The 18,320-nt window shown below is 65.0% G+C and carries 16 protein-coding genes and 1 pseudogene; 8 read left to right on the top strand and 9 right to left on the bottom strand.

Annotated elements, in window-relative coordinates:
• Positions 1-82 precede the first annotated feature (82 nt).
• From CLV01_RS14215 to CLV01_RS14205, 3 genes are all read left to right on the top strand, one after another.
• Positions 83-1,231, top strand: a complete 1,149-nt coding sequence (locus CLV01_RS14215; RefSeq protein ID WP_013802993.1) for a branched-chain amino acid ABC transporter substrate-binding protein — start codon at positions 83-85, stop codon at positions 1,229-1,231.
• Positions 1,216-2,745: a 4-hydroxyphenylacetate 3-hydroxylase family protein gene (locus tag CLV01_RS14210; protein ID WP_257221293.1), complete on the top strand. Its 1,530-nt coding sequence runs from the start codon at positions 1,216-1,218 to the stop codon at positions 2,743-2,745. Before CLV01_RS14215 ends, CLV01_RS14210 begins: the two co-directional genes overlap by 16 nt.
• Positions 2,746-2,878: 133 nt before the next feature.
• A complete protein-coding gene (locus CLV01_RS14205) occupies positions 2,879-3,829 on the top strand; it encodes a LysR family transcriptional regulator (RefSeq protein ID WP_034398359.1) in 951 nt (316 codons plus the stop codon).
• A gap of 29 nt (positions 3,830-3,858) precedes the next feature.
• Here the strand turns inward: CLV01_RS14205 and CLV01_RS14200 are convergent, their stop codons facing one another.
• The gene (locus tag CLV01_RS14200; protein WP_099734031.1) at positions 3,859-4,419 is read right to left on the bottom strand and encodes a dihydrofolate reductase family protein; all 561 of its coding nucleotides are present in this window, start codon (positions 4,417-4,419) and stop codon (positions 3,859-3,861) included.
• A 220-nt stretch (positions 4,420-4,639) separates the two neighbouring features.
• Between CLV01_RS14200 and CLV01_RS14195 the strand changes: the two genes are divergently transcribed.
• Genes CLV01_RS14195 through CLV01_RS14185 form a run of 3 tightly spaced genes read left to right on the top strand, consistent with a single transcriptional unit; the run spans position 4,640 to position 7,128 of the window.
• Positions 4,640-5,746, top strand: a complete 1,107-nt coding sequence (locus CLV01_RS14195; RefSeq protein WP_099734032.1) for an alkene reductase — start codon at positions 4,640-4,642, stop codon at positions 5,744-5,746.
• Positions 5,747-5,805: 59 nt separating this feature from the next.
• On the top strand, positions 5,806-6,825 hold the full coding sequence (locus CLV01_RS14190) for a zinc-binding alcohol dehydrogenase family protein (RefSeq protein ID WP_016448208.1): 1,020 nt from the start codon (positions 5,806-5,808) through the stop codon (positions 6,823-6,825).
• Between the two features lie 3 nt (positions 6,826-6,828).
• Positions 6,829-7,128, top strand: coding sequence for a putative quinol monooxygenase (locus tag CLV01_RS14185; RefSeq protein WP_016452308.1), 300 nt, complete (start codon positions 6,829-6,831; stop codon positions 7,126-7,128).
• A gap of 40 nt (positions 7,129-7,168) precedes the next feature.
• On the opposite strand, the gene CLV01_RS14180 is transcribed toward CLV01_RS14185, so the two are convergent.
• On the bottom strand, positions 7,169-8,119 hold the full coding sequence (locus tag CLV01_RS14180) for a LysR family transcriptional regulator (RefSeq protein ID WP_099734033.1): 951 nt from the start codon (positions 8,117-8,119) through the stop codon (positions 7,169-7,171).
• A 99-nt stretch (positions 8,120-8,218) separates the two neighbouring features.
• On the opposite strand from CLV01_RS14180, the gene CLV01_RS14175 reads away from it, so the two are divergent.
• Both CLV01_RS14175 and CLV01_RS14170 read left to right on the top strand, forming a co-directional pair.
• A complete protein-coding gene (locus tag CLV01_RS14175; protein WP_099734034.1) occupies positions 8,219-9,199 on the top strand; it encodes a Bug family tripartite tricarboxylate transporter substrate binding protein in 981 nt (326 codons plus the stop codon).
• 12 nt (positions 9,200-9,211) lie between these two features.
• Positions 9,212-9,622, top strand: a complete 411-nt coding sequence (locus CLV01_RS14170) for a 5-carboxymethyl-2-hydroxymuconate Delta-isomerase (protein WP_099734035.1) — start codon at positions 9,212-9,214, stop codon at positions 9,620-9,622.
• Between the two features lie 81 nt (positions 9,623-9,703).
• Here CLV01_RS14170 and CLV01_RS14165 read toward each other — a convergent pair.
• The 7 genes and pseudogenes from CLV01_RS14165 to CLV01_RS14130 form a co-directional block, all read right to left on the bottom strand.
• Positions 9,704-10,989: pseudogene (locus CLV01_RS14165) on the bottom strand (M16 family metallopeptidase).
• A gap of 400 nt (positions 10,990-11,389) precedes the next feature.
• The gene (locus CLV01_RS14155) at positions 11,390-12,097 is read right to left on the bottom strand and encodes an RraA family protein (protein ID WP_099734036.1); all 708 of its coding nucleotides are present in this window, start codon (positions 12,095-12,097) and stop codon (positions 11,390-11,392) included.
• A gap of 1 nt (position 12,098) precedes the next feature.
• Entirely contained in the window at positions 12,099-12,941 is an 843-nt protein-coding gene (locus CLV01_RS14150) for an acetoacetate decarboxylase family protein (RefSeq protein WP_013803005.1), read from the bottom strand.
• A 163-nt stretch (positions 12,942-13,104) separates the two neighbouring features.
• A complete protein-coding gene (locus tag CLV01_RS14145) occupies positions 13,105-14,289 on the bottom strand; it encodes an acetyl-CoA C-acyltransferase family protein (RefSeq protein WP_013803006.1) in 1,185 nt (394 codons plus the stop codon).
• A gap of 252 nt (positions 14,290-14,541) precedes the next feature.
• Entirely contained in the window at positions 14,542-16,236 is a 1,695-nt protein-coding gene (locus CLV01_RS14140; RefSeq protein WP_099734037.1) for an AMP-binding protein, read from the bottom strand.
• A 418-nt stretch (positions 16,237-16,654) separates the two neighbouring features.
• A complete protein-coding gene (locus CLV01_RS14135) occupies positions 16,655-17,431 on the bottom strand; it encodes an enoyl-CoA hydratase/isomerase family protein (RefSeq protein ID WP_013803009.1) in 777 nt (258 codons plus the stop codon).
• Positions 17,432-17,474: 43 nt separating this feature from the next.
• A complete protein-coding gene (locus CLV01_RS14130) occupies positions 17,475-18,308 on the bottom strand; it encodes an amidohydrolase family protein (protein WP_099734038.1) in 834 nt (277 codons plus the stop codon).
• Positions 18,309-18,320: the final 12 nt, after the last annotated feature.

The raw sequence follows: 18,320 nt of genomic DNA, 5'->3' as shown, positions 1-18,320 counted from the left end.
GGCGCCCCGCCGCCCCGGCCCCCCGGCCTCCCCGGGCCGCCATGGCTGCCCCTCGTCTTCACCTGAACAGGACCGACCGACCATGCAAGCCTTCACGACAACCACCGCCCTCCTGCCATCGCGCAGGCGCCTTGCCGCATCCGCCCTGGCGCTGGCCGCCGCCACGCTGGCCTGCGGCGCGGCCTGGTCCCAGTCCACCGTGAAGCTGGGCTTCATCGGCCCCGTCAGCGGCGGCAACGCACAGCAGGGCCTGGGCGCGAAGAACGGCTTCCTGCTGGCCATAGACCAGTGGAACGCCACGGCCGGCGTGCCGTTCAAGGTGGAGGGCGTGGTGCTGGACGATGCCTCCGACCCGCAGACCGGCGTGTCCGCCGCGCTCAAGCTGGTCAACGACCGCGACGTGGTGGGCGCCATAGGCCACTGGAACAGCCCCGTGGCCCTGGCCACGCTGCCGGTGTTCAACCGCGTGCAGATGCCCTTCATCGTCTGGGGCGCCATCGGCCCCAAGATCACCGACCAGAACTTCGCCAACACCACGCGCGTGACGCCCACCCTGGTCAACGAGAACAAGCCCCTGGCCGCCTGGGCCGCCACGGGCCTGGGCGCAAGAAAGATCGCCATCATTGCCGACACCAGCGACTACGGGCGCGCCAACCTGGCCTCGTTCGGCAGCTTCTACAAGGCAGAAAAAGGCAGCGTGGTGGCCGAGGAAAGCTACCCCGTGGGCACCACGGATTTCCGCTCCATCCTCACCAAGATCAAGAGCCTGAACCCCGACGCGGTCTACTTCGGCGGCGTGATCACGGAGGCCGGCATCGTGCGCAAGCAGATGGCCGAGCTGGGCATGAAGCAGCCCATGCTGGGCATCAGCGGCATCTTCGACCCGCAGCTGATCCAGATCGCCGGCCCGGCCGCGGACGGCACCATCGTCGGCACGCCCAAATCGCAGACCAACCCCCGGCTGGACGCCATGAGCCGTGCCTATGCCGCCAAGGGCTATGCCGACTCCGAGAGCCCGTATACCAAGTACGCCTACGACGCCACCGGCATCCTTTTGCAATCACTCAAGACGGCAGGCACCAAGGACCGGCAGGCCGTGGCCAAGGCCATCCGCGCCATACGCTACGACGGCGTGACCGGTACCGTGACCTTTGATGCCAACGGCCAGACGCAGGTGCCCGTGGAGCTGCAGCTGCACGAGGTCAAAGACGGCAAGTGGGCCAGCCGCTGATGATCAGGACAGGCAGCCAGTACCGCGACTCCATCCGCGATGGCCGGCGGGTCTGGATGAACGGCGAGCGCGTCAAGGATGTGACCACCCACCCCATGTTCAAGCCGCTGGTGGACATCCGCGCGCGCATGTACGACCTGCAGCACGAGGCCGCGCTGCGCGACGCGCTCACCTACGACGAAGGCGACGGCGAGCGCCACCCCATCGCCCACAAGCTGCCGCTGACGCGCCAGGACTGGTGGGACAAGCGCCGCGCCACCGACCTGCTGCTGGAGGACATGGGCGGCGTGGTCATGCGCGTGGGCGACGAGAGCGTGGGCGAGATGTGGTCGCTGTTCGACGGCCAGGACGTGCTCAACGAGCTGGACCCGCGCTTTTCCGCCAACATCCGCACCCACATCCGCCGCGTGGTGCGTGGCGACCTGTTCCACGTATCGGCCAACACCGACCCCAAGGGCGACCGCTCGCGCCTGCCGCAGGACCAGGACCCCGACGTGCTGCTGCACGTGGTCAAGGAGACCGATGCAGGCGTCATCGTGCGCGGCGCCAAGTACGAGACCGCTGCCGCCTATGCCAACCAGGCCTTCACCAAGCCGGGGCTGGCGCACTGGGGCGACGCGGCGCAGTCCGAATACGCCATAGGCTTCATCTGCGACCTGGGCGCGCCCGGCCTGCGCTTCATCTGCCGCCCGGGCCTGGCCGCCCGCGCATCGGCCCAGGACCATCCGTTGAGCCATCGCTTCGACGAAGTGGATGCCATCGTGGTCTTCGACGACGTGCTGGTTCCCTGGGAGAACGTGCTGTTCTACCGCCACACCCGGGCCGCCCATTTCCTGCGCGAGACGCTGCACCGCTACTCGGCCTTCACCTTCCTGCAGCGCAGCCTGAAGCTGGCCGACATGCTGATAGGCACGGCCCTGCACAACGCGCGCCAGACCGGCGTGGAGAAGCTGCAGGCCGTGCAGGACAGGCTGGCCGGCCTGGCCTGCTACCGCGAAGGCATCAACGCCCACCTCACGGCCGCCATCGCGCTGGCCGAGCGCAGCCCGGCCGGGCTGATGATGCCCAACCAGTCGCTGCTGTTCACCGGAAGGTCGCTGGCCACCGGCCAGCTGCACCACATGATGAACACCGTGCGCGAGCTGTGCGGCGGCCAGGTCTGCCTGACGCCGGACCACGCCAGCTTCGAGAACGAGGACACCGGCCCCTGGCTGCGCAAGTTCTACACGCTCGGCCCGCAATCGCAGGCCGACGACCGCCGCAGGCTGCTGGCCTATGCGCGCGACCTGCTCGACTCGGACCACGCCGGCCACCGGCTCAGCTTCCAGCTGTTTGCGCAATGCCCGCCCTACGCCCAGACGGCGGCCGTGTACCGGCACTTCAACTGGGATGCGCCGCTGGACTTCGTGGGCAAGTCCGCCGGCCTGACGGACCGCGTGAAGGCCACGCAGGCGCCGGCCCAGGGCGACGGTGCGGTGGCGCAATGGTTTCGCAATCACAACGCCAGCGACTGAAGGCTGCCGGGGCCCGACCGCCGCACAATGCAGGCGCCTTGCGGGAAGGGCCTCTTGCAGCGCGGCCCGCCGCTTGGTCAACTACGCGGCAGGTCACCCTGGCCGCCCTCCCCCTCTCCACCTCTTGCACACCGTGCTGACACGACTGACCTTCAGACAATTGGAATACTGCGTGGCAGCGGGCGAATTCGGCAGCATTGCCGAGGCCGCCAACCGCATCCACGTCTCACCCTCGTCCATCTCATCGGCCATCACCCAGGTGGAGGCGGAGCTGCAGGTGCCGCTGTTCGTGCGCCACCATGCGCAGGGCCTGTCCGTCACGCCCGCAGGCGCCGAGGTCCTGCGGGAAATCCGCGGCCTGCTCGACCAGGCCATGGCCTTGTACGACGTGGCCAGCAGCGCGCAAAGCCAGGTGCGCGGCCCCGTGCGCGTGGGCTGCTTCACCACGCTGGCGGCCATGGTCGCCCCCGAGCTGTGCCAGGGATTCGCGCGCGCCCACCCCAAGGCCACGGTCACCCAGATCGAGGACCACCAGGAAGGCCTGATCCACAAGCTGCGCACCGCGCAGATCGATGTCGCCATCACCTACGACCTGCTGGTGGCCGAATCGGACATCTGCTTCGAGCCCCTGGCCCAGCTGCCGCCCATGGTCATCGTCAGCGAACTCAACCCGCTGGCCAACCACCGCTCCACCACGCTGGAGGCGCTGGCCCAACTGCCCATGGTCCTGCTGGACCTGCCCCTGAGCCGTGAATACTTCATGTCGCTGTTCCGCGAAGCCGGCGTCTCGCCCCTGATCGCGGCCCGCAGCGCCAGCCCCGACGTGGTGCGCTCCCTGGTCGCCAACGACGTGGGCTACTCCCTGGTCAACGTGCGCCCGCGCAACTCCCATGCGCTGGACGGCAAGAAGATCGTCAACCTGCACCTGAACGGCAACCACCGCCCCATGAAGCTGGGCCTGGCCTGGGCCCGCGAACAAAAGCCCCGCCACGTGGTGGAAGCCTTCATGCACCGCTGCCGCAGCTTCATCTCCAATGAATACATTCCGGGGATGACGGCGCCTGGGCGCGGGGAGGCGAACTGAGCGGCGCGCAGACCGAATCAGGGAGCCCGTCAGGCCGTGCTCTTGCGCACCTCGTAATGCAGCACCGCCATGCCCTCGCCGATCTGCCGCACGGACAACAAACGCAGCACCGGATGCAGCACCCGGCGCGGAAACAGCGGCTTGCCCCGGCCCAGCGTGGCCGAGCCCACGCTCAGGATCATCTCGTCCAGCAGGCCCGCGTCGTAGAACTGGCCTGCCAGGTCCCCGCCTCCCATGATCCAAAGGTTGCGCCCGCCGGCCGCAGCCTGCATCTGCGCATGCACGGCACGCACATCACCGCTGACAAACCGAATATCGGCACCCGGGATACCAGGCAGCGTGCGGCTGGAAAACACCCAGGCAGGCTGCGTATAGGGCCACGCCGCCCCGGTCTCCTGCGCCACCGTCTCCGCGTGGCGCAGCATCCATTCGTAGGTGGCGGACCCCATGGCCAGCGCGCCCAAGCCGGCAATGAACTCCGGGTAGCCCGTGGCCTGCATGTCGCCCAGCGGGAACAGCCAGTCCAGGGAGTCGTCCTCGGTGGCCAGGAATCCGTCGAGTGAGGTGGCGGCGAAGTATTGGGTCTTCATGGGGGAGATGGTAGCCAGGCAGGCGGGGCAAGGCCATCCGCCCGGCTGTTGTGCAGGCCGCGCCCTGACCTCATCGTCAAATTTCTTTTGAAGCCGCCTTCAGTCCTGCGGGTCTTTTTCAATTGAAACGCCCAGGTCAACATCGCTCCATGCCCAGACGACTTGCGAACCGGGTTTCCGCCACCGCCCCAACACCTCTACAGCTCCGCCAAGAAACCGAATGACCACCGCCTCCACGCCCCTGTTTCGCCCCCTGCAGCTCGGCACGCTCAGCCTGCCCAACCGCATGGTGATGGCCCCCATGACGCGCAGCCGCACCAGCCAGCCAGGCGACGTGCCCAATGCATTGATGGCCACCTACTACGCACAACGCGCCAGCGCCGGCCTGATCGTCTCGGAAGCCACCCAGATCTCCCGCCAGGGCCAAGGCTACAGCTTCACCCCCGGCATCTATTCAGAGGCGCAGGTGGACGGTTGGCGCCGCGTCACGGACGCGGTGCACGCCGCCGGCGGGCGCATGGTGCTGCAGCTGTGGCACGTTGGCCGCATGTCGCATGCCAGCTTTCACGCCGATGGCCTGCCGGTCGCGCCTTCGGCGCTGTCGCCCCAAGCGCAGGTCTGGGTGGTCGGCGACGACGGTGTCGGCCGCATGGTCGACTGCCCCGTGCCGCGTGCACTGAGCGCACAGGACATCCAGGACGTGATCGGCGACTTCCGCAGGGGCGCGGCCAATGCGATGCGTGCCGGTTTCGATGGCGTGGAAATCCACGGCGGCAACGGCTACCTGATCGATCAGTTCCTGCGCACCACCTCCAACCACCGCACCGACGCCTACGGCGGCGGCATCGCCCAGCGCACGCGCTTCGCCGAAGAGGTCGCGGCCGCCGTGGCGGGCGAGGTCGGGGCCGAGCGCACCGGCATCCGCCTGGCGCCCTTCATCACGCAGCGCAACATGAACTGCCCGCAGATCATCGAGACCATCCTGCATCTGGCCAGCAGGCTCGACGAAATCGGCCTGGCCTACATCCACCTGTCGGAAGCCGATTGGGACGATGCGCCCGAGATTCCGCAGGACTTCCGCCACGCGCTGCGCCGCGCCTACCAGGGCAAGGTGATCGTTGCGGGCAAGTACGACGCGGAGCGCGCCCAAGCCATCCTGCACGAGGGCCTGGCAGACCTCGTCGCCTTCGGCCGCCCCTTCATTGCCAACCCGGACCTGCCGGCGCGCTACGCCGCCCAGGCGCCGCTGGCCGCATTCGATCCGAAGGCCCTGTTTGGCGGCGACGCGCGCGGCTACTCGGACTACGCAGCCCTCGCCACTGCCTGAATCCCTCCTTGCTCTCCCTTCTTGCTATCCCCTCTTCCTCAACCTTTGAAAGCACGACCATGAAAGCCGTTGGATACCAGAAACCCCAGGCCATCAGCCAACCCGAATCGCTGATCGACATCACCCTGCCCGATCCCGTGGCCACCGGCCGCGACCTGCTGGTCGAAGTCAGGGCCGTGTCCGTCAATCCGGTGGACACCAAGGTACGCGCCAGCGGCGCGCCCGCCGAGGGGCAGACGCACAAGGTGCTGGGCTGGGATGCCAGCGGCATCGTCAAGGCCGTGGGCCCCGAAGTCACGCTGTTCAAGCCGGGCGACCGCGTCTGGTACGCCGGCTCCATTGCGCGCCCTGGCACGAACAGCGAACTGCACCTGGTGGACGAGCGCATCGTGGGCCACGCGCCCAGGTCGCTGGACTTTGCACAGGCTGCGGCCCTGCCCCTGACCGCCATCACCGCGTGGGAGATGCTGTTCGACCGCCTGGGCATCGCGCCGGGCAAGCACCCCAGCCACAAGACACTGCTCATCATCGGCGCCTCCGGCGGCGTGGGCTCCATCCTCACGCAGCTGGCCACGCGGCTGACCAGCCTTACCGTCATCGGCACCGCATCGCGGCCCGAGACGCAGGCCTGGGTCAAGGAGCTCGGCGCCCACCACGTGATCGATCACAGCCAGCCGATTGCCGACGAACTCAAGCGCATCGGCTTTCCCACGGTGGACCTCATCGTGAGCCTCACGCAGACCGACCTGCACTTCGCACAGATCGTCGAGGCGATCGCGCCCCAGGGAAAATTCGGCCTGATCGACGATCCCGCGTCGCTGGACATCACCAAGCTCAAGCGCAAGTCGGTGTCGGTGCACTGGGAATTGATGTTCACCCGCGCCCTGTTCGGCACCGACGACATGATCGGCCAGCACCGCCTGCTCAACGAGGTTGCCGCACTGGTCGATGCCGGCCTGATCCGCACCACGCTGGCCGAGCGCTTCGGCAGCATCAACGCCGACAACCTCAAGCGCGCCCATGCCCTGATCGAGTCGGGCAAGGCGCGCGGCAAGGTGGTGCTGGAGAACTGGGGCTGAGCCATGAAGACAGAGACCATTTTCAACCTGGCCATCCTCGAGGCGAAGGCCGGCCAGCAAGACCAGCTGCGCGACGCCCTGCGCGCGCTGGTGCCATTCACCCGGCAAGAGGCCGGATGCCTGGACTACACGCTGTTCGAGCTGGCGGACAAACCCGGCACCTTCTACATGCGGGAGTCATTCAGGGACCAGGCAGCGCTGGATGCGCACTTCAGCATGCCGTACTTCAAGGCGTTCGAGAAACGCTTCGACGAACTGCTGGCACGCCCCCTGCAACTGGTGGGCTTGAAGGAAGTGCCCTGACGGGCGGTACGGGTCCGGGCGGTACGGGTCCGGCCGACGACTAGCGCGCGGCTGCAACGCGCCGCCCCCACGCTGGCGGCAGCGTGGGGGTTGCCGCCGACAGCTGGTCCCATACGTACTGGGCGGCAAAGCCGTGGTGACGGCTGCGTGAGCGCACCAGGCAGGCTTGCCGGCCCAGATTTCTTTCGGCCAACGGGACTGCGTCCTGCACGTCCAGGCTCATTGCCGCGGCACCGTTGAGCAGCGCAACCATGCCGTTTTCACGGGCGGCATGCACCAGGTCCTCCAGCGTATCGGACTCCAGATGCACGCCCGGCTTCAGCCCCTGCGCCGCAAAGGCGTTGTCGAGCTGGCGCCGCATTGCGTATTCGCTTGGCAGCAAGGCCAGGGGGTGGTTCGCGACCTCGCTGAGCTCCAGCAGGCGTCGCCGCCGCCGGGGCTTCAATCCCACGGCCACCACGGGCTCGTCGAAGCAGGCCAGGATCTCCAGATCGGCATGCGGCTCCGGGTCGAAGCTGACGGCGAGATCGAAATCGCCGCGCAACACGCCCTCCACCAAGGCCTGTGCGGTGCGCCTGCGCAGTGCGATCGCCAGCTGCGGCCACTGCGCCTGGGCCATGCGCACGACGGGCAGTACCCAGCATCCCGCGTATGACTGCACCAGGCCGATGCGCACCAGGCCCGCCACGGTGCTCGCACGCGCCTGCACGTCGCGCAGCGCCGCCTGCAGCTCACTGAGGCAGGCCGACACCCGGCGGTCGAGCTCATGTCCGGAGGCCGTGGCAACGGCGCGCCCGCTCGCACGGTCGAACAGATGCACGTCCAGGGTCGATTCCAGCAAGGCGATCTGCTCCGACAGCGCCGCCTGCGAGATCGAGGCATCGCGCGATGCCGCACTGAAGCTGTGCGCCCGCATCGCCGACACGAAGTAGCGCAACTGGCGCAATGAGACGAGATCGAGGGGGTCGCGGCTGCGTGCGGACATGGCCATCGGATTATCCGATAGGCGCGGCCAGAAAATGCGAATTGCGAAGAAACAAGGGCCTGCCGACACTACGGCCACGAGACAACTCTGGTCACGAGAGCACCGATGAAACGACGCAACTTCCTTCAGTACGCCAGCACGGCGACGGCCATTTCAGCCTTGGGCGCAAGCCCCTCGGCGCGCGCACAGGCATTCCCTTCCAAGCCCATCCGCATCATCTGCCCCTATCCGGCAGGTGCGACCACCGATGCCGTCTCCCGCCTGATGGCGAACGCCTTGCAGTCGGACAGCGGCAGCACGGTGATCGTCGACAACCGCAGCGGTGCGGGCGGCAACATCGGCACGGAGGCGGCAGCACGCGCCGAGGCCGACGGCTACACGCTGCTGCTGGGCGCACTCGGCCCCATGGCCGCGAACCCGGCGCTGTACTCCAGACTCAACTTCGATCCGGCCAAGGACTTCACACCGCTGGCGTTGGCCGCCTCGGTGCCGTTGATCTGGGCCGTGCATCCCTCCTTCTCGGCGGCCACGGCCAAGGAGGCGCTTGAATGGCTGCGCAAGAACCCGGGCAAGTTCTCCTACGCATCCGCCGGCAACGGCACGCCGCAGCACCTGGCGGGAGAACTCGTCAAGCGCCAGACCGGCACCTCGATCCTGCACATTCCCTACCGCGGCTCCGCGCCTGCACTCAACGACGTGCTGGGCGGCACGGTGCAGATGGTGTTCGAAGCCACGCCGGCCATCCTGCAGCATGTGCAAAGCGGGCGCCTGAAGGCGCTGGCGGTGACGTCCGCCAGGCGCATTCCCGCGCTGCCCGGCGTGCCCACGCTCAAGGAATCGGGCGTGGACGCCGAGATCAGCGGCTGGTACGGCTTCCTCGCGCCCGCTGCAATTGCGGCCGACCGCAAGGCCTGGCTGATCAAGCACATGGGCGCGGCGCTGGCGGCCAAGGCCACGCAGGACAGGCTGGCCGAACTCGGCTCGGTGCCCATCGACAACTCGCCCCAGGCATTCGCACGCCTGCTGGACAGCGAGCGGGCACGCTGGCAGACGCTGATCCGCGAAGTCGGCATCAAGCTCGACTGAAGGCGCCGCCCCATGCCGCACATCGCCATCGAGGTATCGCCATCCTTGCTCCCGTCGATCCAGTGGGAGCCGGTCCTGCACGCCATGCACCTTGCGCTGGCCGAGCGCGGATGGGCACGGCTCGCGGACCTGAAGTCGCGCGTGGCCCCCATCGCCGTCGGACTGTGCGGCGACGACCCCCACGCGCAGCAGCTCATCGCCACCCTGACGCTGACCAACCCGCGCCCGCCACAGATGTGCTCGGCCATGGCCGAGGTCGTGTTCGAGCATCTCTCGCGTGCGACCGGTGCGATCGGCACGATCGACGCGCACCCGGAGTCAGCGGCGTGGGTGCAGTGCTGCGTGTTCCTGCAGGAGCACCCGAAGTCGCACTACCTCAAGCGGCAATGGAACGCGCCGCCGCCCGCTCCCCCAATTCCATGACAACGGGAAAAGCGCCATGTGTTGCGACTGGCAGCGGGCGGTTGGCCGCTGGCCGCTGACCGCTGATCGCGCGCTGCCGGCTCAGGCCGCCAGGCCTGCGGCCAGTTGCCGCACGGCCCGGGCACTGGCGCCCTTGCCGGTGATGGCCACCGCCGGAGGGTGGGCCAGCATGCGCTCGAAGACCTTGCGCACTTCCTCGGCCCCGATGCCATCGATCAACGCCAGCGTCTCGGCCACGGACGTCACGCTGCCATGGGCAAAGAGGTCCTCGACAGCCCGCTCCATGGTGGCGTAGGTCCGCTCGCCCGCACGCACCCGCGAGACCGCCAGCTGGTTCTTGGCCCGTTCCAGATGCACGGGGTCGATGCCGGCAGCCTGGGCGCGCAGCAGGCCGCCTGTCGCTGCCACCAGCGCTTCGAGCTTGTCCGGGGTCGTGACGGCATGCACGATGAAGTTGGCCCAGACGTCACCGCCCTCCATCGCCGCATAGGCCGTATAGGCCAGTCCGAGCCGTTCGCGCACGGTATCGACCAGGGGCGACGACATCCCCTCCCCCAGCAGATGGGCCGCCAGCGAGGCCACGAGACGCGCACGCTGCGGATGCTCGCCCTGCAACTGCTCGAACACCAGGGGATAGGCCAGGTTCACGAACACCTGGGACACCTGCGTGAAACGTTGCGCCAGGGCCTGCCCCACATACTTTGCGGGCTGAGGGGGCAACGCCACAGCGGAATCGGCCGACGCAGGCATGCCGGCGAACAGCTGCGCCGCCTGCTCCAGCCAGGCCGGCACATCGAAGTTTCCGGCCGCAACAACGACGGTCTTTTCTCCCACGTAATGGGACTGCACATGGCGCACCAGATCCTGCCGGGTGAAGCCTTCGATATTGGCCACCGTGCCGATCACCGGCATGCCCATGGGGTCGTCGCCCCAGATGGCGCGGTCCAGCAGGTCGCCGGCGCTGTCCTCCGGGTCCTCTTCGTACTCGATGGCCTCCTGCCGGATCACCTGCAGCTCTCGTTGCAGCTCATGCTCGGGAAACACGCTGTTCAGCACGATGTCCGCAATCATTCCCAGCAAGGCCTGCGCATGCCAGCCCAGGCCGGTCATGAAATAGCCGGTGATGTCCTTCCCGGTGAAGGCGTTGACCTCCGCCCCAGCCGCTCCGCATCCAGGTTGATCTCCTGCACGGAACGCGTGTGCGTGCCCTTGAACGCCATGTGTTCCAGCACATGGCTGATGCCGTTGCTGGTGGAGGTCTCGTCGCGGGAGCCCACGCGCAGGAACACACCCACGCTGACGCTCTGCAAATGCGGCATGGGCAGCGCCAGCAGCCGCACTCCGTTCGCAAGAGTGCGCAAGGCCATGGCAGGCCGCTCCAGTTCGGTTGCCGCCAGGGGCTTTTCTTGAATCATGGGCTATTGTCGTCGCGCTCCAGAGGATGCGCAGGGCAGGCCTGTTTCATGCCCCTGTACTTAAAGCTGCGGGAGGCTCGGGCCCGGCCGCCCTGCTCATTCGATGACGGGCCAAAGCTCCCTCTCCTTAGGGCACGTTGCGCTCTCAGTGTCGCGCTGTTGATTTCGGCCATGCAGGAGAGGGCATTAGTCCCGTCCCTGCGATGGATGCGTCGCGGAACCCATCGTGCACCCGCCTGCATCAAAAGCGAGGCTGACGCCATGGCTTGCTCTCGCGACTGCTGGTAGCTGCCGAACAGAAAATGGAAGCAGAGGACCGATGTCCAGGTGACCTGGCCGATCGGCTCGACACTCACTCCTCGATTGCGCCACCGATCGAGCGCAGATACTGGCGGAATGTCATGTTCTCGTCAGCTTTTCTTGCGGCGAGGAAATCATCGAAGCGAGCCTGTTTTCTGAAACTCGTGCCGAGTTGCATGCGCGCCGCCTGACTGCGCTCGGTGTCCCGAATCACAGTTGCCAGTTCCGCCACCTTTTGGGCCTGGCTCAGGGGTATGAAAATCACCCCATCATCGTCACCAAGCACGAAGTCGTCGGAGGTGAGCACATGTTCGCCACACTTGGCAGAAATGAGCGCGTCGGCCTCCTGTGAGTCCAAACGCTGCGGCCCCGCGGGCAAGGTGCCCAAGCTGAAAATGGGCAGTCTGATGGTGCGCAACTCCGATGAGTCGCGGTGCAAGCCCCAAATGACGATGCCCCGCAGGCCAGCCAGGGCCGTCTCCAGAGTGACGAGGTCACCAACGCAGGCCTCGTCCAGACGCCCACCATTGTCGACCACCAAGACATCACCAGGCGTGGCCCGGTCGATCGCTTCGAGAAAGACGTCGACGCTGCCATAGTGCCGCGCAGGACGTACCCGGCCCACGATGTGGGAGTCATTCCACAAGGGACGAACTCCGGCAGGTGCACAACGAACCGCGATACCCAAACGCATGCATGCGTCCGCTACGTGCGGCGTCGTGAGGTCGAGGTAGGTACGTTGAAGTTTCACGGAGTCCATGTCATTTCTCCTGGGACAAAGGGGTGTCGCGCAGATCGCGCAGCAAATGGTTGTTGCGGTTCGTCATCGCAATCGAGTAGCGCCAGCCTCGCCCGATGCGGGTGGGACGCAACCTGGCGAGGGGCTCGATGGGTGCGTCGTAGATCGTCAATGCCGCGTCGCCCTGCCAGACCGGGCTGGCCTGCACGTTCTCGGCCTGGAGCCGTACGAGTTCGTAGACAGCCGGTCGATCGTGCTGGCCCTCGAACATCGATGGGAAGTGCCGCAGCGCGACGATGGGCCGGCTGCCGAACGTCACAGCGGAACTGTCGGCAAGGGCTGACAACTTCACGTGACCTTCGGCGAGGCGCCGGTCCTTGACGGCCACTGTGCCGGCAAAGGTGGCGCCGGCCTCCAGTTTGGGCGATGCAATCGAGGGCATACCCATGGACCGTGTGATCCATACCGAGCCGATCTTCTTCGGATAGCCGAGCGCCCAGCCGCGCGCCAGCGACGTGTCCTGATCGACCACGATGTAGGGGCAATACTGCATGAGCTTGCCCTCGTACTGGACGCTCGCCAACACGATGCATTCGCGGTATTGCGCCCGGATCGGGTCGAGCAGCTCGCCGCCGGTGTCAGTGCAGGCCTGCCAATCGACGAAGGAGACCGTCACCAGGCCCGCCTCGTCTGGATGCAAGCTCAAGCCAGGCGGCAGTAGTGCCTCGATGGCGACCGGGTCGACCCAGGTCTCGATCGTGATGAAGTCGGCCGCATAGTGCCACGGTGGACTGGGGGCGATGCTTGCCTGCCCGTCATGGGAGAAAGGCCCCATGAAGCCTTGCGAAGCCGCGAATCGTGTCATATAGGTTTCCTGCTTTCGGCTTGGAAAAAGGCGGGATGGAACTCCCGCAGGATTTGTGGCTTACGACAGCCGCTCCAACCAGCCGTGAGGATCTGGAGCGCGTCCGAATTGAAGGTCTGTCAGGGCAGCTTTCAGACGCTGTGTGACGAGGCCCGGAACGCGGTCAGACACGTTCGAAGATGGCGGCGATGCCCTGCCCTCCGCCGATGCACAGCGTCACCAGCGCATAGCGTCCACCAATGCGGTGCAACTCAGCGATCGCCTTCGTCGTGATGATTGCGCCCGTCGCGCCGACGGGGTGGCCCAGAGAGATGCCGGAGCCATTCGGATTCACCTTGTCCGGATCGAGGCCAAGCTCCTGAATCACCGCGCAGGCCTGTGCCGCAAACGCCTCGTTCGACTCGATCACATCCAGGTCCTGGACTTTCAGGCCCGTGCGCGCCAGCACCTTGCGCGTAGCCGGGATGGGGCCGATACCCATATAGGCAGGCTCCACACCCGCATGGGCATAGCCCACCAAGCGGGCCAGCGGCTTGAGGCCCAGCGCATTCACACGTCCGCCCTCCGCCAGCACCACGGCTGCCGCGCCATCGTTGATACCCGACGCGTTGCCGGCAGTGACCAGACCGTCCTTCTTGAAGGCCGGCTTCATCGCGGAAAGGGATTCGAGCGTGGTGTCGCCCCGCACGTGCTCATCGGTATCGAACAGCACGATGCCCTTGCGTGTCTTCACTTCCACTGGAACGATCTGTTCCTTGAAGCGGCCCGTCGCGATGGCCGTTGCCGCGCGTTGCTGGCTGAGAACCGCCAGTCCATCCTGCTGCTTGCGCGAGATCTTGAATCGCTCCGCCACGTTTTCCGCAGTAATGCCCATGTGGATCTTGTCCCAGGGGTCATGCAGGATGCCGAGCATGTAGTCGACCAGCGTCGCATCACCCATGCGGGCACCATAGCGTGCCGAAGTGTCGATGTATGGCCCTCGGCTCATCGACTCCGAGCCCCCTCCGATGGCGATCTCGCAGTCGCCCTGCGCAATAGCCTGCGCCGCCGAGACAATGGCCTGGAGCCCAGAGCCGCACAGCCGATTGACGTTGAATGCCGGGGTCTCTATCGGAACACCCGCATCGATGGCGGCGACGCGACTGAGGTACGCATCCTTCGGATCGGTGGGGATCACATTCCCGATGACGACATGCCCAATGGCGTCAGGTGCAACGCCGCTGCGCTCCAATGCGGCCTTCACCGCAGTGGTTGCCAGTTGGGTGTTTGGCACGTCCTTCAGCGCACCGCCAAAGGTGCCGATGGCTGTACGAGCGGTGGCGACAACAAAGATTTCGCGAGCATTCATGAAAGGCCTGGAAGAAGCTGAGGAAGCGGTGGGCTTGCGCCGATGCATGGACACGGCATGGCAGTCGATGACAGGTACTTTAGGAACTTCATCCGCTAGTGGACAGTGGCTAAATTGACTATTTCCATGCGTATTCCGTCACCCTAAAACCACCAGCAGTGAGCGCCGACCTCCGACTTTGGAGTCCAGAAAGAACAAGAGCGCCTTGAACTCCTCCAAGGCGCTCGGATCGAGAAGCATCTCAATCGCGATTCATGCGGATGCCGCGTCTTTGAGACGAAGCTCTTCCTTCATCATCTCCCGCATCACGAACTTCTGAATCTTTCCGGTGACTGTCATCGGAAAGCTCTCGACGAAGCGTATGTATCGAGGAATCTTGTAGTGCGCGATCTGCCCTTTGCAGAACGCCCGCAACCCATCTTCAGAGAGCGTGGCACCGTCGCGAAGAATCGCCCATGCGCACAGTTCCTCGCCGTATTTCTGGTCCGGCACTCCAATCACCTGCACGTCCTGGATAGCTGGATGGCGATAGAGGAACTCTTCGACCTCCCGCGGATAGACGTTCTCGCCGCCTCGAATCACCAGATCCTTGATGCGGCCCGCTATGTTGACGTAGCCGTCCTCATCAATCGTGGCGAGATCCCCTGAGTGCATCCAGCCTTCTGCATCGATGGCCTCGGAGGTCTTCGCGGCGTCCTCCCAATATCCACGCATCACGGAATAGCCGCGCGTGCAAAGCTCGCCCACGGCCCCCACAGGAAGAATCTCCCCGGACTCCGGAGATATGACTTTCAATTCCAGGTGGGGCAGCACTCTCCCGATGGTGGAAACACGTTTCTCCAAGGGGGTGTCCGTGGTGCTTTGGCAGCTGGCCGGACTGGTTTCAGTCATGCCGTAGGCAATCGTCACCTCGCCCATATGCATCTCGTTTACGACGCGCTTCATCACTTCAATGGGACAGGGCGAGCCAGCCATCACCCCTGTGCGCAGCGTCGAGAGGTCAAACTCCTTGAAGCGCGGGTGGTCGAGCTCGGCAATGAACATGGTTGGCACACCATGAAGCGCCGTGCACCGCTCGTCTTGCACGGCCCGCAGCACCGACACGGCCTCGAACGCATCGTTCGGGTACACGATGGTCGTGCCATGCGTCAGAGCAGCGAGGTTGCCGACCACCATTCCGAAGCAGTGGTACAGCGGCACCGGAATGCACAAACGGTCATCCGGGGACAGCCGCATGGCTTCGCCAATGAAGAACCCGTTGTTCAGTACGTTTCGGTGGGTCAGGGTCGCGCCCTTGGGAGAACCCGTGGTGCCACTCGTGAACTGAATGTTGATGGCATCGGTGTTCCGCAGTCGCGCACCGAGGGAGTGGACAGCTTGATCGGCCGGATCGCCCGTCGCGAGCAGATCCAAGAAGCGCAGGAAACCAGGAACCGTGTCGTTTCCGATCTGGATGACGGTTTTCAGTGACGGCAGTTTGGCGGACTCAAGGCGTCCGGGCACCGCACCGCTCACCTCCGGTGCAATGCTTCTGATCATCTCCAGATAGTCGGTCGTCTTGAAGCTCGGCATCACGATCAACGCCTTGCATTCGACCTTGGCCAGCGCGTACTCCAGCTCCGCCACCCGATACGCCGGATTGATGTTGACGAGAATGACCCCGGCTTTGGCCGTCGCGAACTGGGTGACGAGCCATTCGACATTGTTGTGCGACCAGATCCCGATCCTGTCGCCGGGTTTGAGCCCCGCCCGAAGCAAAGCGCTCGCCATCCGATCGACTTCGCGCTGCAGCTCGAGGTACGTGTAGCGGATGCCTTGGTGACAAGAGACCACCGCCTCTTTGTCCGGGAACCTCTCGATCATCGCGTCGAAGAAAGCGCCGATCGTCTCCTCGATCAGTGGTGTGTCGGTCGCTCCGCGCGAATAGCTCATCTCTAACTTGGTCATCGATTCAGCCTCCAAAAATTCATTCCCCAAAGCTCCACGCGCTTGGGAGCCGTGCGTAGCGCCACCGTGACCCGCCGCAATGAATAGATGCCTTCGTGTGATTGCGCCTGACCGCCCTTTGCAATAGCGCGGCAATGCCTTGGTGAAGTCTTGACTCGCTCGCTCGATGTCCGAGCTCATCAACGGTTCATGAAGCACGTGCGGGGACTGCGACGCCCTCCACGTCTACAAGTTTTTGAATTTCGATGTGATACATACGGTCCACTCCACCGACAGGTGAAACGCTGACAAAGGTCTTGGCGCAGATATACGTTCTGAAATCCATGGCAAAGCGACCTCCTCCCTCAGTGAAGGGGCGGAGGTAAAACGATCTGCCAGATGAGATGCGCGTTGAAGATGCGACGCGCTGCGCGTCGCACTATTTGCGCTTGTGCATGATCTCGAGCCGACGGCGATCCTGGGCCTGTCGGTTGCCAGGGTCGCTCATACCGTTCGGCAGCAAGGCATCGAGAGCAACAGTACGCTCGTCGATCTGCTTGTTCGTCGCATCCTGCAGCGCCTTTTTGGACATCGCGTAGGCGACGTTGCAGTCGGGAGTGATGCAGCGTGCATAGCTTATGGCTGTGGACAGCAGTTGGTCCGGCTCCACCACTTCATGAAAGAACCCCAGGCGCTCGGCCTCTTCCAGACCGTACAACTCGCCACGCAAGGTGGTCAGCGCCCCCACCTTGTCGCCCAGGGCGTACTTGATGATCTCCACGTAGGCGGCAGGCATGGGAATGCCGATAGGCACTTCGTTGAGACCGAATTTCGCGGTCTTGCGGGCCGCAACGCGGAAATCACAATCGAGGGCAGTGATCAAGCCACCTGCGATGGCATGGCCGTTGATGGCCGCCACCGTGGGCCGCGGGTATCGGAAGATGCGCAGATTGGTTTCGCGGTAGGCCTTGTACCAATCGCGGATCTTGTCGTGGCTGCCGCTTCCGAAGATCTCGAAGCTGTACTGGAAGTCGATACCAGCCGAGAACGCATCGCCCTGCCCCGTCAGGACGACCGGCAGCTCACTGAACTCTCGCTCGAGGCGATCGAATGCTGCGTGCAGGTCGGCGAAGAACTGATCGTTCTGGACGTTGACCTTGTTGGTGTTCATGCGCACGACGGCGCATTCATCAATGACTTCGATATCCCATGCCATGTGAGTCTCCTTCAGTTGTTAAACGAAATAGCGGCCGGCGGAATCAAGCTTGCAGGTTGAACGCACGACGCGCATTCCCAGCAAGGAATCGGGGGAGTACATCGTCTCCGAGTTCAAGCGCCTGAATGTCCTTCAGGCATTGCGCCGGGGTCAGCATCGGATAGTTGGTGCCGAAAAGCACCTTGTGCTTTCCGGGACCGCGCATGTAAGCCACCAGTTCCTGAGGAAACCGGGAAGCCTTGTAGGCCGAGGTGTCGACGTACACGTTCGGGTGCTTCATCATGAGCGAGATCATCTCGCTCACCCAGGGGAATCCGATGTGCCCACCGACGATGCGCAGTTCAGGGAACTCGTGCGCAACGTTGTCCAAATAGGGGATCGGCCGCCCAGGCTCAGAAGGCCGCATCGGCCCGGCATGGCCCACCTGCAGACAGAAGGTGACACCGAGTTCGACGCATTCGGCATAGAGGGGGTAGTACCTGCGATCATCAGGAGGAATCCCCCACAGCCAGGGCAGGACACGCAGCCCTTTAAAACCGAACTGCTTGACGCATCGGCGCAGTTCCCTCACCGCGTCCATCGGCCTGTTGATGTCGACGGACGCAATTCCGGCCACATATCCGGGATTCGCCTTGACCGCTGCGGCCACTTCGTCGTTCGTGATCATTGGCCCGGCCGGCCCCCACCACGCGCTTGCAATAGTCCTCGTGACACCCTGCTCGCGGAATGTCTTGAGCGCCTCGTCGTGGGAGATGTCAGGGTTGTCCTGCGCCAGCGTCCGCCAAGCCGTGGGCCAACGGCGCAGCGAATCGAACATGGGGTCGAGCAAGTACGCCTTGTTCGGAAGCTGCATCCAGGCGTCAATGATTTCGGTCATCTCACTACTCCT

This window comes from Delftia sp. 60, assembly GCF_002754395.1.
GTDB lineage: Bacteria > Pseudomonadota > Gammaproteobacteria > Burkholderiales > Burkholderiaceae_C > Comamonas > Comamonas acidovorans.
This window is presented reverse-complemented; position numbering and strand designations above follow the sequence as displayed.

Coding starts and splice junctions, on each gene's coding strand:
- CLV01_RS14215 (WP_013802993.1), top strand. CDS start 83: ATGCAAGCCTTCACGACAACCACCGCCCTCCTGCCATCGCGCAGGCGC.
- CLV01_RS14200 (WP_099734031.1), bottom strand. CDS start 4,419: ATGAAGACCCAATACTTCGCCGCCACCTCACTCGACGGATTCCTGGCC.
- CLV01_RS14195 (WP_099734032.1), top strand. CDS start 4,640: ATGACCACCGCCTCCACGCCCCTGTTTCGCCCCCTGCAGCTCGGCACG.
- CLV01_RS14190 (WP_016448208.1), top strand. CDS start 5,806: ATGAAAGCCGTTGGATACCAGAAACCCCAGGCCATCAGCCAACCCGAA.
- CLV01_RS14185 (WP_016452308.1), top strand. CDS start 6,829: ATGAAGACAGAGACCATTTTCAACCTGGCCATCCTCGAGGCGAAGGCC.
- CLV01_RS14180 (WP_099734033.1), bottom strand. CDS start 8,119: ATGGCCATGTCCGCACGCAGCCGCGACCCCCTCGATCTCGTCTCATTG.
- CLV01_RS14175 (WP_099734034.1), top strand. CDS start 8,219: ATGAAACGACGCAACTTCCTTCAGTACGCCAGCACGGCGACGGCCATT.
- CLV01_RS14170 (WP_099734035.1), top strand. CDS start 9,212: ATGCCGCACATCGCCATCGAGGTATCGCCATCCTTGCTCCCGTCGATC.
- CLV01_RS14155 (WP_099734036.1), bottom strand. CDS start 12,097: ATGGACTCCGTGAAACTTCAACGTACCTACCTCGACCTCACGACGCCG.
- CLV01_RS14150 (WP_013803005.1), bottom strand. CDS start 12,941: ATGACACGATTCGCGGCTTCGCAAGGCTTCATGGGGCCTTTCTCCCAT.
- CLV01_RS14145 (WP_013803006.1), bottom strand. CDS start 14,289: ATGAATGCTCGCGAAATCTTTGTTGTCGCCACCGCTCGTACAGCCATC.
- CLV01_RS14140 (WP_099734037.1), bottom strand. CDS start 16,236: ATGACCAAGTTAGAGATGAGCTATTCGCGCGGAGCGACCGACACACCA.
- CLV01_RS14135 (WP_013803009.1), bottom strand. CDS start 17,431: ATGGCATGGGATATCGAAGTCATTGATGAATGCGCCGTCGTGCGCATG.
- CLV01_RS14130 (WP_099734038.1), bottom strand. CDS start 18,308: ATGACCGAAATCATTGACGCCTGGATGCAGCTTCCGAACAAGGCGTAC.